We start from the raw sequence: 14,519 nt of genomic DNA, 5'->3' as shown, positions 1-14,519 counted from the left end.
AAACTTAAAAGAGCTTCCTCAAAGAGACAGCTCCATCTTATAACAATATATGTCATATTCCGTCAATTTGTTTATGAATTTCTGAAATTTATGTTATACTTATAAATAAATTAATATAAACTTTTAAGGAGAGAACAGTGAAAGAAATAAAAATCAATAAAATCTCAATAAATGCCCTATTATTATTTGTTGATATACCGCTATTACTACTGTTAAGTCAGAATCTTTATACTGATAAAATTTATATATATATTAATATTAGACTTATTATGATTTGCCTTATTCCTTTAATACTAATATTTAAGCTAATAAAAACTACTATCATTATATTTAAAAAATATGGAATCTTTAGTGAAGTAGTGTCTTTAGCAACTTTTAAAAAAAGTATTTCAGATATGACTCATACTTACAAAGACTTCTTAAGTCTTCTTATGTTCTATATTGAATGTAATATACTTATGATTTCATTTATATATTCAATGGAAAAAGCAAAACTTATTTTACTATCATCAAATAATCTGGCTATTTTTCTTACTATAATATCATTAAATGTTGTATTGGTATTAATAAGTAAATATATAAACAAACGATGTGATACTATTACGAATTTCTACGAAGAAAAAAAGAATATGGTAGTTTAGAACTTAAAAAAAGTTAAAGTACTTATCAGTTATTTTCTATTAAAAAAGCTACTAATATTAAATTAGTAGCTTTTCTCAACTTTATATCCTACATTAAACTGCCATAACGCTTAACATATACTTTTTTCAAAACAGTTACCAAGTACATATATAAAAATACTGTAGCTCCCAAGTACAAGAAGTATACTCCTGGAAGTGTAACAAATCCAAGAGCCTTTCCAAATGGTGTAAAAGGAATAATTGTTAATAATCCTATTCCACTACAAGTAAGAAGCGTTAAAGATGCTGATGCTCTACTTTGAATAAAAGGAATTTTTTGAGTTCTAATCATATGGATTACCAATGTTTGAGTCCACATAGACTCTACAAACCAGCCTGCTTGGAACATTGCTACATAAGTTGCTTTCATATCTAATCCAGCAAACATACCACTTTGAATAATTGTACCATCTGCAATTATGTTGTATAATGCTCCATTTGATACAAATTGTGGGCATATTATAAAGTACATTATCAAGTATGTTGTCCAGTCAAATACAGAACTTGTTGGTCCAATCCAAACCATAAAACTTCCAATAGATGAAGCATCCCAAGTTTTTGGCTCTTTAATAAATTCTTCATCAACATTATCCCATGGAATAGCTATACAAGATATATCATAAATCAAGTTTAACATTATAAGATGAACACTCATCATTGGTAAGAATGGAAGTAATGCACTTGCAGCTAATACTGAAAACATATTTCCAAAGTTTGATGATGCCGTCATTTTGATATATTTAATCATGTTAGCATAAGTTTTACGTCCTTCAATAATGCCTTCTTCTAGTACCATTAAACTTTTTTCTAGTAAAATTACATCTGCTGATTCTTTTGCAATATCAACTGCACTATCTACAGAAATCCCAACATCTGCTGATTTCATAGCTACAGCATCGTTAATACCATCTCCCATAAATCCTACTGTGTGACCATTTTCTCTTAACACAGTAACAATTATTGATTTTTGCTCTGGTGAAAGTTTTGCAAATACTGTTGTTTTTTCAACTGCTTCCTTTAATTCATCTTGGGACATTTTTTCTATATCAGATCCTAATAATATATTTTCTACTCTTAAGCCAACTTGGCTACAAATATAACGAGTAACTTTTTCATTATCACCAGTTAATATTTTTGTTGTTACTCCATGTTCCTTTAATACTTTAATAGCATCTTTAGTACTTTCTTTTGGTGGATCAAGAAATGCTAAGTATCCAAGCAATACCATTTCACATTCATCTTTTACTCCAAATGATCCTACTGGAGATGGATTTGTTTTTTGAGCCAAAGCAATTACCCTCATTCCATCTTCATTTAAATCATTTACTCTAGCAAGTATTTCTTTTTTAACTTTTGTTGTAAGCAGTACTATTTCACCATTGTAATCTGCAAAGTCACATATGGATAGCATTTCTTCTACAGCACCTTTTGTAATCATTTGAGATTTACCATTTGAATCCTCTACTACTACACTTAAACGACGACGTGTAAAATCAAATGGTATTTCATCTACTTTGTGATAAGCCTCTGATAAATCTGTCAATGTCTTATCCTTAGCCTCTTCCTCTTCTGTCCTAGTAATAATTGCTCTATCCATTAAATTTTTATATCCTGTTTGGAAGAAACTATTTAAATATGCATGACGCAATATGCGAGAATTTTCTTTTCCATTTAAATCCATATAATACTCCAAAACAACTTTATCTTGAGTTAGTGTTCCTGTTTTATCAGTACAAAGTATATCCATAGCTCCGAAATTTTGGATAGAATTTAAATTTTTAATAATTGTTTTTTTCTTAGACATGGCAACTGCACCTTTTGCAAGACAAGTTGTCACTATCATTGGTAGCATTTCTGGAGTTAAACCTACTGCCACGGAGATGGCAAATAAGAAAGCTTCTAACCAATCACCCTTTGTTATTCCATTTACAAAGAATACAATAGGTACCATTATTAACATAAATCGAATTAATACCCAAGATACTGAATTTACACCTTTTGTAAAGTTAGTTTCCACTGCTTCTCCTGCTACTGATCTAGCCATTGAGCCAAACATTGTCTTATCTCCAACTGCTATTACTACTGCCTTAGCAGAACCACTGATAACATTACTACCCATAAATGCAAGGTTATGATATTCTGTTATAACATCACAATCTTTTGTAGCCTTAGTATGAATCTTTTCAACTGGCTCACTTTCTCCAGTAAGAGCAGATTGACTTATAAACAAATCTTTTGCCTCAATTATGCGAACATCTGCTGGTAACATATCTCCTGCTGAAAGATGTATAATATCACCTGCTACTACCTCTTCTAGTGGAATTTCTTTTTGTCCCTTTTCTTTTCTTTCTACTGAACATGTTGTAGTTATCATAGATAATAATTTTTCTGCTGCATTGCCTGAACGTGTTTCTTGAATATAGCGAAGTGCTCCTGATGCTACTACCATTGTCATAATAATTATTACAGTTAAAGGATCCACATTCTCTGGAACTCCTTGAATATAAGGTAATACAATATCTGTTATTGTTGATACAATAGCAAGACAAAACAATATAATAGTAAATGGATTAATAAATGACTCTACTAATCTTTTTGCTAAGGACTTTTTTCTTTCGCGTGTAATCTCATTTTTACCATGAGTATTACAACTATTTATTACTTCTTTTTCTTCCATACCATGTACAGAAGAATTTAATTTTTCTAATAATATTTTAATATCTAAAGATGCTGCCAATTTTAAATTTTCCATATTATAATTTTTATTAGCAACCTCTTGAGTAATCTTTCTTTTATCATTTAAATTTTCATATCTTTTTATAGTATTCATTTCTAATACCTCCTTAATTTTGTTTTATAACAACCTGCTTTTTAGGCACAAAATTAAAGGTAGGAATGTCTAAATTATTTATTATAAATTTGTGATGAAAAATGAATTATAGGAACTTCATCATCATTATTATTAATTTTGCTTCCTTGACCTCTTATGCCTTTATTCCTTTGGGAATCCACTTTCATCACCTCTTTTCTTTCTTTTTAATATCTATATAAACGCTAAAAGCATTTAGCCACTGAAAATTTTGCTTTTCTATTAAAACCTAATTTTCATATTTTTTTGATTTATTAATATACCATAGATCAATAGCACAACCTATTGTCCAAATTACAATGAACCATTGAAAGAAATTCTCTCTAAATTCTAATGAACACGCTGCTATAAAAAATATAATTGCGGCTAGGAAAATTGCCACGCTTATATTTCTGCAAAGTGGAATTACTTTTATTTTTTCTTTGTCTTCATCCCTCATTGCTTCATAAGATTTCATATATTTTAATGCCTTACCAGTGTATAAGGCATATGACACAATCATAAACATAATACTAAACATAAGTAAAACTATAATTTCTTTTAACATTTTATCTCTCCCCTTTCTCATACATCATTTCAATATTTCTTAAAAAAGACCGCAAAAATACACCCCTTGCTCTCCAAAGTTTTTTTGCATAACTAAATAGCTAAATTCACTATTTTATTATTTCTTACTATTAGAAATTATTAAGAGGTGTTAATTGTTATATATAAATATATTTTTATTTATTTTAGTAAGTATATATTATGAGAGAATGATGACACCAAATAGACATCCTAATCCCATATTCCAATTTTTGTTTTACACCAACTATTTTCCAACAGTAATTATTACTCTGACTACCTGATTCCACAATCTCACCTTCCTTCTTATCATTTTTTGAATTCAATAAAAAAATCCTCGTGAAGCCATAGCTAAACAAGGATTTGTATACAATAAATAATATATTAATAATTCTCGTTCAAGCTTTAGCTTCTTAGGGCAATGTAATTGAATTAGAATACACCTTCTTTTTCCGATGTGTCCTGCTAACCATCTAATAGTGTTTCCACTACTTCGCGGCATCAACCCGTATCCCTAAGGTAACCTCACCTACCGATTTTTTAACTTGTAATACCATTATATTAGTATTTTTAATTTAATGTCAAGTTTTTTCAAATTTATATTCTTAACTTTTAATAGGTAAAACATTTCATATGCCTTTTATATTATATTCATATATAAGAAAAATTGTAACCTATACTAGCAATATAGTAGAAACTATTTGTAGTATAATAATATTATAAAAGATAAAATATAACAAAAATTTCAAGTAAAAAAAGGAGATCTTTATGGGGTTTAATTTTAGAAAATCAATAAAAATAGGGGAAAATTTGAAGTTGAATATTAGCAAATCTGGAGTAAGTACATCTGTAAAAGTTGGCAATGTAACTCATAATAGCAAAAGAGGCACTACAATTAATCTTGGAAATGGATTATCATATAAAGTAGGAAATTCTAAAAAGAAAAATAGTAAGTAAATTTAAAAATAATACAAGTGATTTAATTAAAGTATTTTAAACATACATAGTAAGTTTTTAAGTTATTTAGTAATTATATATCATTAATAAAACTTTCATTATTATAAGATTTTTAATTACATAAAAAAGGTCTACCTTATTTTCATAAAGGTAGACTTTTATATTTTTTAATTAAATTTAATTTTAAATATTAGCTAGCTTTTGCTTCTGTTTGAGTTTCTACATCTTTAGCCATAGCTGCTTTAAACATAGTTACTGAAGTATAAACAACAACTAAAACTACTAACCATTTTAGCCAGTATACTGGCATGTTAGTTACGAATAATAATGCTAGAACTGAACCTATTACCCCACCTATAGTTATACCCATAGATACTTGTCTTTCATAAGCTCCTTCTTTAACAAACTTTGTACTTGCTATTGGTCCAACGAATGCACAAGCACCCATCATTATTGGGAATGCTGCCTTTGGGTTCATTCCAAGAAGTGCAACCATAGCCATACATGGCGCATATAATCCTATACCTGCTGTCATTAATGCTCCAAGCATAAAGTTACCAACTATACCTACTATTAATTTTCCACCAGTAAGACCCATTGCTTCCCCACCTGATGGCATTAATCCTAATTGACCTAATACTAATAATACAGCTGTTCCTGCAAGAGCAACTCCCATAGTTAATTGAACTTTTTTCTCTGGTAATTTTGATATTATACCAGCTCCTATCCAAGAACCTACAACTGCAGATACTATCATACATATTAATGTAGTCATGTCTACAGATATTGCATTAAGTGATAAAAACGCTTGCGTTATCATCGGTAATGCATGTGCAACGTTTAATGTTCCTGGTAATAACTTATCTGGTACATGTACTTTCTTACTGAATTTTAAAATTGCTGTTGTAGTTGCAAAAGAACCTACTCCTATTGCATCTAGAAAATCTGTTATAAATCCTATAAATAGTCCTGATCTGAATACGTTTGCCTTCGATGCATCTCTGTGTTTTCTAAAGTCATTTACGTAAACTGTTGTGTAACCTGCTGTTATAACGCCTAATGCGCCTAAAATTGCTGTTAGCATAATTGCTTTAGCCCCCTTAAAATTTAAATATTTTTTTTGCCAAGAACGATTATACATCTTATTTTTATTTTTTTCCACACCTTTTTTAATTTTTTTTAAAATTTTTTTATATTTTTAAATATAGAAAAATATTCCATGTCTTATTTTGTTATAAAAAGATTGAATTGTACACAATCCCAGTGAAATAGTGCATTTTATTCAAAAATTTCTGAAAAAAAGATACTAGTATTTTTACTAGTATCTTTTCTCTAAATAATTATTCCCTTACAATGGTCAACCTCATGTTGAATAATTTGTGCTACAAATCCATTAAATGTATTCTTTTGTTTTTTGAAACTTTTATCAAAATATTCCACTTCTATTGTTTCATATCTTGTTGTTTGTCTAACACCTATTAAAGATAAGCAGCTTTCCTCAGTCACATAGCTATTTTCTTTCTTAGTTATAACCGGGTTAATCATTGGAACTATTGCATTTCCTACAGCAAATACAATTATGCATTTCCTAACTCCTATCATGTTTGCTGCCATTCCAACACAGTTTTCAAGATTTGCTCTCAATGTATCAATTAAGTCATTAACTACATGTATATCCTTTTTAGTAGCTAGTTCAGATTTTTCTCCTAAAAACAATACGTCTTTCATAATTGGTTTTATCATATTCATCCCAACCTTTCCAATTTTCTTATGTATTTATTTTATGATAATATGTTTTTCTTATTATAACATATAAAAATTTACTATTCTTCTTCATTCTCCATTAAAAATTCTATAACCTACCCCTACTGATAAAATTCATAATTTTTGATATAATAACATTAAATTAAACTGAGGAGATTTGTAAAATGAACAATAATATTGATAATAAAATAACATCTAATTCTAATAAATATTCTTGGAATGAATCTATGATTTTAGATAAAATACAAGAAATTTTAGATGATAAAAATATAGATGACTTAGAACTTAGCAAAGAAGAGTTGGAAAATATAATATCTAAATTAAGTAATAGCATTTCAACAGAAGAATTAAATGAGTCTGCTTGCATTGTAGCTGAAAATATTGATGAATTAAATGTACTACCTGAAGAAGATATAAAAAAGTATATAATAAGATTAATGGACTACTTAAATAATACTAATTTAAAATGTATTATAGGCGAATTTAAAGGAATTGAATTTGAGGTATTTAAAGATTCCAAAGTGGATGATGTGTTTAAAGATTACTATTCAAAATATGATGAAACATATGGAATATCAAGCATGCTTTCAGATTTAGGTTTAAAATAAGCAAAAATAGCATTCACTAAAATAAATTAGTGAATGCTATTTTATTTACATTTTTGAAACCATAAATAAAACTATTATGGCCAATATGGTTTGTACTGCATATAATCCAATTGCAAGAGGTAAGTTCGTTCCCCCTCTTTTCTTAGCAATTATCTCTTTTGCCTCCGGTAATAATTCCTTTGTTTTTTCCATATTTACACGTATCTGATCCTGGTATAATGCATTTGCATATACTCCTATACCAATTAAAACTGCAAGGTTTAGTATTCCTCCAATATATGGTGTAGAAGATGCTACTAAGCTTAATATAAAAAATGCACCTGCTTTAAAATACATTTTTCTATATATCATCCAATATATGCCCATAAAAAATGCTGCCCAGTTCCAAGATATGCTCTTTCCTGAATCATCCATTTTTCTAAATTTTTCTTCATAAAAATTTTGATTCTTTTGTATGAATAAATTTAATTCATTTACTTGTTGCATAAATTTTTCTCCTTGATAATTTTAATTATTGAAATACTTAATATATTATCATATTTTTGCTTATTTTGCTCAAAATTTATTTGTCTTTTATGATATATTTATACCCATTTTAAAATTAGCAAAACTAAATTGTCTATTGTTCAAAATATTTAAACACACTTTTTTATAACAATTACATCTTTTTTGTTAAACTTTTATCATCAAAAGCATATTAATTCATTGAAACATTTAATAGCATAAGCATCTGTCATACAAGAAATATAATCTATTATGGCTTCTTTATATATATTTTCACTATGTAAAGTTCCATAAACTTTCACATTATTTAGACTATTTTTCAAATCTCTCCTATCAAAAATACTTTCATCACAATACTTTATTATCCACCCTTTAAAATCACTTAGAATAAATCTATACTTCTTATCTATATTAGCTTGCAAATTATTTATTGTATTTTCTTTGTCATAATATTTGAATAGTTCTTCAAATATGCTATTTATTACTAAGTTTGCATACTTTTTATAATAACTAAACTTTTCATTATTGTATATTTTTTCATAGTTGAATTTTTTTATGGAGTCGATAAAGTTCTGTTTTTCATGAGAAAAGCAAATTCCATTTTCAATAGAGCTGTTTTCAATAAGATCACCCATTAATTCGTGCATTATTACTGAAGTATTCACTGTTTTTTGGCCGTACTTATGACCTAGTTCATATACTTCTTTTAAATCATTACGACTAATTATTTTTAAAAGAAGTGCATCTTCTATATCTCTTCCAAGATAAGCTATTTTGTCAGCAATTTTCACAACACAACCTTCCCAAGTATAAGGCTGCACCTGTCCAGGATTTGTTATGGTATTTAAATCTATAAAGTCTTTTCTAGGGTAGATTCCATTTTCATCTACCTCACCACAATGACATATTATGCCATCTCTTACTGCATATGTAAGGTTTAAATTACTTAGATCTCCCTTATTATCTTGGAGTAATTCCAGCTTGTCTACTACTTTCAAACCATTTTTTTCATGCCAAAAAGAAGAGTTTAAATTTTCTTCTAGTATATTTTTTATAACATTTTCCCCCTCATGACCAAAGGGTGCATGGCCCAAATCATGGCCTGTTGCTATTGCTTTTGTTAATTCATGGTTTAACCCTAAAGCTTTAGCTATAATATAACTTACTGATTCTACATGAGATACATGTTCCATTCTTGTGCAAATATGATCATTTTGTGTGTTAAAAAATACTTGTGTCTTATGTTTTAATCTTCTATATGCTAAACAGTGTAAAATTCTAGTATAATCTCTTTCAAACTCACTTCTCATATCATTTTTTCTTGAATATAGTTCTTTTTGCCTTAAAAGAGCTTCTTTACAATTTTTATCTTCATTAATTGCCACATGAAAAAATTTTTTGTACATAATCCCCCTCCATATATAAATATAAGTTATATATTAATAATATTATAACACTATTTTTTTATGTCTTTTACTATTCTTATCAGTATACTTGATCTTCATATTGTTTTGTTGAATAAAGGGATACACATTTTTGTGTATCCCTTTATTCAACAAGAGATGTTAGTATTTCTACTAACATCTCTTGTTTATAACTCATCTTCTTTAACAATTCCAACTTCACCATAATAATTTGTGTTTTGATTTATTCTGCCTTTATATACTACTTCATTTTTATCTTCATCAAATACTCCAATATAATAAGAGTACTTTCCTGCATCTTTTCCTTTTTCATTATAACCTATAGTTATATAATATACTTTATTACCAACTTTTCGCACTTGTAAAATATCGTCTCCATTAGCATCTACTTTTATATGGTTAATATATTCCACCTTTGAACTTTCTAAATCAACTACAATCTCTCTAGCGTCACCATTATTAAGTTTTACATTTTTACCTTCAATTCCACCATGAGAAAATAATAATATCTTATTATCCTCAACAGAGAATTTTTTTATGTTATCTTCTTTAGTTCCTAAATCTATGGTATCTATGTCTTTGCTAAAAGCATCAAACTCCAATAAAGAAGATTTATATCCTTTTTCTTTATCTTTTTTATTTACTAAAAAATAAGCTTTATTTTTGTTAGCAAAACATAATTCACCCTTTATATAAATATCTTTTCCATCAAATTCTTTACTTAAAATATGTTTAGAATTTTTATTAGATAAATTAATCTTATATAAGTTTAATTCAGTTTTGTCAAAATCATCACTTACAGTTCCTTCATAATCGGAATTTTCTCTTTTTTTCATATATTCTTGTGAATAATAACTTTTAAGTGTAACAATATATATATTCTCCTTGTCTATGCTTATGGGAACTGAAGAATAAACTACTCCTGTACTATTAACACTTTGATCACCTAAAGATACATCATAGCTTTCAACTTTATCTTTGTTATTATATTTAATTTTTATATTTGCAACTAATTCATAATTATCTGCATCTACATATTCATTATTTAAACGAACTGCTGCAAATCTATCATCATCTTTTAATAGGGCCGCTGAATAATCTACAAAACCATAAGTAAGAATTTCTAATGCACTTCTTCCTTCTATATTATTCTTTGATAAATTAAAATTAGGAACGCCTTGCTTTGCCATATAATCTATTGATATATCATCTTTACTTATTTTTATCTCATTAGTTTCATACATGCCTTTATTATTTTGAAGTAAAATATTTACATCCCCCAGTTCGCTTCTTTTTCCATATAAATCTTCAACTTCTTCATTATTTTTTCCCAGGTAAAATAGAGAAATACCTATTCCTAAAAGTCCTACAAATATGATGCTTAAAAATTTTTCCCCAATATTTTTATTCATGTATTTCTCCCCCCTTAAACATATATTTTCTTAGTCAATGTGCTATACGAAACACATACGGACATGACAAATACTACTATATAAAAGATTAAATGTGTTTTCATTAAAATATCTGAATATGTATTGTAACGTATTGTAATTGACAAATAAACCATCATTATTGAAATAACATATATTACTCCTAGTATTCCACCTATTTTCTTAACTGTTTTATGCATCATAATTCCTGTAAATAAAACTGTCATAGCAAGAATTGGGCCGAGTATAAATATCATTATAAACTCTACTCTACTTATTTGTGGTACGTAAATCATGTAAATATCTGGTCTTGCATTATTTATAGTATTTATAATATGCACAAAAGATAGTCCACTTATATTTTTCATTATTGTACCCATTATTAACCAGCATAAAAATTGCACAAGTATTACTCCATAAATTAATGTTACCATCGTTATTAATTTTGATATAAATATTATAAATTTATTTTCTGGTAACATAAACAAAGTATATATAGTTTTTGTCTTATTAGAAAAATCTTTGTACCAAATTGCCAAGCCGTAATATAAGCACCATAATAATGCACCTATTAAAAGAAAAAATGTTAACTGATAAGTCGTCTGTGCTACAAAACTTGAACTGAATAATTCCATTGCAGCATTTCCTTTTAATTCCGATATCCCCACCTTATAACCTAATATTGATTCAGATTCTTTAAGATTTAAATTAATTAAGAAAGTAAAAAATCCAGCATTACTTAAAAATAACAAAGCAAGTATAGAAAAATATATCTTTTGTATTCTTTTAAATTCTATCTCAAACAATGCCCATATTTTATTTACCATCATATACCTCCCTCATTTTGTCAACTATTGACATGCCCTCATTTTCTCTAATTTCTTCTGCATTAAACTTATCTACTACTTTTCCATTATTGATAATTATTACATCATCCACAATTTGTTCTATTTCCCCTATTTCATGTGTAGTAATAATAATACTTTCATCTTCTTCAATAAACTCCAATATTGCTTTTATAAATTCTTCTCTTTTAAAAATATCTATTCCAGAGAAGGGTTCATCAAGCAAAGTGTATTTTGCTCTTTGTGCAAAACCAATTATAATTTTCACCCTTGCTTTATTTCCTTTTGATAATTTACTAATATTTTGACTATCCTCTAAAGAAAACATTTTAAGCATTTCATAAGCTCTTTTTTCATCCCAATTTTTATAGAAAATTTTCATAAGCTCAAAAGTCTCTTTAATATTCAAATGAGAAAAATGTATATCTATATCTGGTACAAAGGCAAGTTTATTGTAAATTTTTTGATTGAACTTTTCTCCATCAATAATAATTTCCCCTCTGTCTAATTTTACAAGACCTGCAATAGATTTAAGAATAGTTGACTTTCCAACACCATTCACCCCTAAAATAGCAGTGATTTTCCCCTCTTCTATATTAAAAGAAACATCATCTAAAGCTTTGACTATTCCATATCTCTTTTTGACATTTTTCACTTCAATCATATTTACCTAAAGCCCCCTAATCATATTTTTCATTGATAATATTTTTAATTTCTTCTTTGCCCACCTTAATAGCTTTCATTTGCTCAACAAAAATTTCCGTAGCCTCATTAATTAAACTTTCTCTTATTTGTCTAACAAAAATTTCATCTTCAGTAATAGTACTTTGATTATTTTTTATTGTATTAATAAGCCCCATTTCTTCCATCTCCTTATATGCTTTTTGCACTGTATTTGGATTGACATTTATATTTACTGCCATTTCCCTTCTTGAAGGAAGTCTTTCACCCATTTTTAATTCACCAGTCACAACTTTTTGTTTTATATTTCTAATGATTTGAATATATACAGGCTCTCTATCATTCACTATGAATTTCAACATCTATCTCCTTCTTTCAGAATTAATAATGTTAGTGTACTATATATATAATACACCCTTCATAGTGTATTATATATATAGTACACTATGAAAGTCAATAATATTTTTATAAATCCCTTTCCCAATTCTTAGTTGCTTAAAATATAAGAAAATTAACAGAATAATATATATTTTTAAAATATGTATTGAATTTTTTTAAATCATACTATAAAATGTAAAAAACACATTTTTGTTATTGTCCTAGAAATAGGTTAATATAAACTTTTTTAATACTTACTTACCAAAAAATGACATCTAATAAATTAGATGTCATTTTTGGGTAAGTATATAAAATCATTTTTTAAATTTATAAAAATAATTATTTAATATTTTTAAGGATAGCTATTAAGTAATCCCATATTCTCTCTGTTGAACTAATACTTAAATGTTCATTAGGTGTGTGAACATCAAATAAATCTGGACCTATTGACACGGCCTCTGCCCCTTTTATGGCGTCAAGTAACAATCCACATTCTAATCCAGCATGTAGTGCCACTATTTCTGGTTTTTTGCCTGTTACTTCTTCATAAGTATCCTCACAAATTTTTTCTAGTTTAGAGTTTTTAGCATATTCCCACTCAGGATAATCATCTTCTAAGTCAAGTTTTACACCTATAAATCCGCTAAGTAATTCCATTCTATAATTTAAGTCTTCTTTTAAACTTTTTACTGAACTTCTAGTTGCAAATTCAAATTTAATATCATTATCATTTGTAACTACGACACCTAAATTAGTAGAGCTTTCTACTAAGCCTTCTATATCAGCGCTCATAGTTTGAATTCCTCTCGGCATTAAGTTTAAAACTCCAATAATTTGATTTTTAACATCATCACTTAATGCTTTATTGTAAGTTTCTTCATTTTTATTACATTCCAAAATTACGCCTGGATCTGAAGTTTTTAGCTCGTTTTTCAATATATCTAAAATATTTCCAATTTCTTTTTCTAAATCTTCTTTATTATTATCATCTATAAGAATTACACATTCTGCTTCACGAGGTATTGCATTATTTTTAAGCCCACCATGAATAGTAACTAAATCATAACTTATTTCACTTTTGCAAATATGATTTAAAACTCTACCCATTAATACATTGGAATTTCCTCTCTTCTTATCGATTTCCATCCCTGAATGCCCACCTTGGAGACCCTTTATTCCTATATTATAAGCTACTTTTGATGAAGAAATCTCCTTGTATTCTTTATCTATAGTAATAACTGCAGTCACACCACCAGCACAACTTACAGTTATTTTTCCTTCTTCCTCTGAGTCTACGTTTATTATATATCTTCCTTTGAAGATACTTCCATCTAACTTCATAGCACCTATCATACTAACTTCTTCATTAACTGTATAAATCACTTCAAGAGGAGGATGAGGTATATCATCACTTGCTAGTAATGCAAGTCCCATGGCAACTGCTATTCCATTATCAGCTCCCAAAGTTGTTCCTGTGGCATATAGATAATCTCCATCTACTCTTAATTTTATTTCATCTTTAGTAAAGTCATGAACTGTGTCTTTATTTTTTTCACAAACCATATCCATATGTCCTTGAAGTATTACTCCTGGACTATTTTCATATCCTTGTGTACCTGTTTTTTTAATTATTACATTTAATGTTTCATCTTGAATTACTTCTAATCCAAGTCTTTTAGCTTCACTTACTAAATAATCACTTATTCCCTTTTCATTTCCAGAACCTCTAGGTATTTTAGATATTTCCGAAAAATATTTAAAAACTAATTGTAGTTTTGGATTTTCAATATTTATTGTCATTTACTTTCTCCTTAA

The 14,519-nt window shown here is 27.8% G+C and carries 14 protein-coding genes and 1 riboswitch; of the genes, 3 read left to right on the top strand and 11 right to left on the bottom strand.

The window, feature by feature from the left end; all coding sequences use genetic code 11:
• Positions 1-137: 137 nt before the first annotated feature.
• Positions 138-641, top strand: a complete 504-nt coding sequence (locus TEGL_RS08250; protein ID WP_018591295.1) for a hypothetical protein — start codon at positions 138-140, stop codon at positions 639-641.
• An 88-nt stretch (positions 642-729) separates the two neighbouring features.
• Here TEGL_RS08250 and mgtA read toward each other — a convergent pair whose 3' ends face one another.
• Positions 730-3,501: a magnesium-translocating P-type ATPase gene (mgtA, locus tag TEGL_RS08245; RefSeq protein WP_416389618.1), complete on the bottom strand. Its 2,772-nt coding sequence runs from the start codon at positions 3,499-3,501 to the stop codon at positions 730-732.
• Between the two features lie 277 nt (positions 3,502-3,778).
• Positions 3,779-4,096 carry a DUF3784 domain-containing protein gene (locus TEGL_RS08240; RefSeq protein WP_018591298.1) on the bottom strand — a complete coding sequence of 106 codons (318 nt, stop codon included), beginning with the start codon at positions 4,094-4,096 and terminating at the stop codon, positions 3,779-3,781.
• 400 nt (positions 4,097-4,496) lie between these two features.
• Positions 4,497-4,657: riboswitch (M-box (ykoK) riboswitch) on the bottom strand.
• A 224-nt stretch (positions 4,658-4,881) separates the two neighbouring features.
• Between TEGL_RS08240 and TEGL_RS08235 the strand changes: the two genes are divergently transcribed.
• Positions 4,882-5,070 carry a DUF4236 domain-containing protein gene (locus TEGL_RS08235; RefSeq protein ID WP_018591299.1) on the top strand — a complete coding sequence of 63 codons (189 nt, stop codon included), beginning with the start codon at positions 4,882-4,884 and terminating at the stop codon, positions 5,068-5,070.
• Between the two features lie 190 nt (positions 5,071-5,260).
• Here TEGL_RS08235 and TEGL_RS08230 read toward each other — a convergent pair whose 3' ends face one another.
• Positions 5,261-6,154 (bottom strand): sulfite exporter TauE/SafE family protein, encoded by an 894-nt coding sequence (locus TEGL_RS08230; RefSeq protein WP_018591300.1) that lies wholly within the window; start codon positions 6,152-6,154, stop codon positions 5,261-5,263.
• Positions 6,155-6,402: 248 nt separating this feature from the next.
• A complete protein-coding gene (locus TEGL_RS08225) occupies positions 6,403-6,813 on the bottom strand; it encodes a peptide deformylase (protein WP_026255128.1) in 411 nt (136 codons plus the stop codon).
• A 185-nt stretch (positions 6,814-6,998) separates the two neighbouring features.
• On the opposite strand from TEGL_RS08225, the gene TEGL_RS08220 reads away from it, so the two are divergent.
• Positions 6,999-7,442 (top strand): hypothetical protein, encoded by a 444-nt coding sequence (locus tag TEGL_RS08220; protein ID WP_018591302.1) that lies wholly within the window; start codon positions 6,999-7,001, stop codon positions 7,440-7,442.
• Positions 7,443-7,487: 45 nt separating this feature from the next.
• Here TEGL_RS08220 and TEGL_RS08215 read toward each other — a convergent pair whose 3' ends face one another.
• The 7 genes from TEGL_RS08215 to TEGL_RS08185 form a co-directional block, all read right to left on the bottom strand.
• Positions 7,488-7,928, bottom strand: coding sequence for a DUF2628 domain-containing protein (locus tag TEGL_RS08215; protein ID WP_018591303.1), 441 nt, complete (start codon positions 7,926-7,928; stop codon positions 7,488-7,490).
• 200 nt (positions 7,929-8,128) lie between these two features.
• Complete coding sequence (locus TEGL_RS08210) at positions 8,129-9,352, bottom strand: deoxyguanosinetriphosphate triphosphohydrolase family protein (RefSeq protein WP_018591304.1); 1,224 nt, start codon at positions 9,350-9,352, stop codon at positions 8,129-8,131.
• Between the two features lie 185 nt (positions 9,353-9,537).
• Positions 9,538-10,782: a hypothetical protein gene (locus tag TEGL_RS08205; protein WP_018591305.1), complete on the bottom strand. Its 1,245-nt coding sequence runs from the start codon at positions 10,780-10,782 to the stop codon at positions 9,538-9,540.
• 14 nt (positions 10,783-10,796) lie between these two features.
• Positions 10,797-11,627 (bottom strand): hypothetical protein, encoded by an 831-nt coding sequence (locus TEGL_RS08200; RefSeq protein ID WP_018591306.1) that lies wholly within the window; start codon positions 11,625-11,627, stop codon positions 10,797-10,799.
• The gene (locus TEGL_RS08195; protein WP_018591307.1) at positions 11,617-12,309 is read right to left on the bottom strand and encodes an ABC transporter ATP-binding protein; all 693 of its coding nucleotides are present in this window, start codon (positions 12,307-12,309) and stop codon (positions 11,617-11,619) included. The genes TEGL_RS08200 and TEGL_RS08195 overlap by 11 nt, the downstream gene beginning before the upstream one ends.
• A 16-nt stretch (positions 12,310-12,325) precedes the next feature.
• The gene (locus TEGL_RS08190) at positions 12,326-12,688 is read right to left on the bottom strand and encodes a GntR family transcriptional regulator (RefSeq protein WP_416389613.1); all 363 of its coding nucleotides are present in this window, start codon (positions 12,686-12,688) and stop codon (positions 12,326-12,328) included.
• A 355-nt stretch (positions 12,689-13,043) separates the two neighbouring features.
• The gene (locus TEGL_RS08185) at positions 13,044-14,504 is read right to left on the bottom strand and encodes an aminoacyl-histidine dipeptidase (RefSeq protein WP_018591309.1); all 1,461 of its coding nucleotides are present in this window, start codon (positions 14,502-14,504) and stop codon (positions 13,044-13,046) included.
• Positions 14,505-14,519: the final 15 nt, after the last annotated feature.

Origin of the sequence: Terrisporobacter glycolicus ATCC 14880 = DSM 1288 (assembly GCF_036812735.1) — a bacterium.
Lineage (GTDB): Bacteria > Bacillota > Clostridia > Peptostreptococcales > Peptostreptococcaceae > Terrisporobacter > Terrisporobacter glycolicus.
Note: the sequence above shows the minus strand (reverse complement) of the source record. Positions and strands in the feature narration are given on the sequence as shown.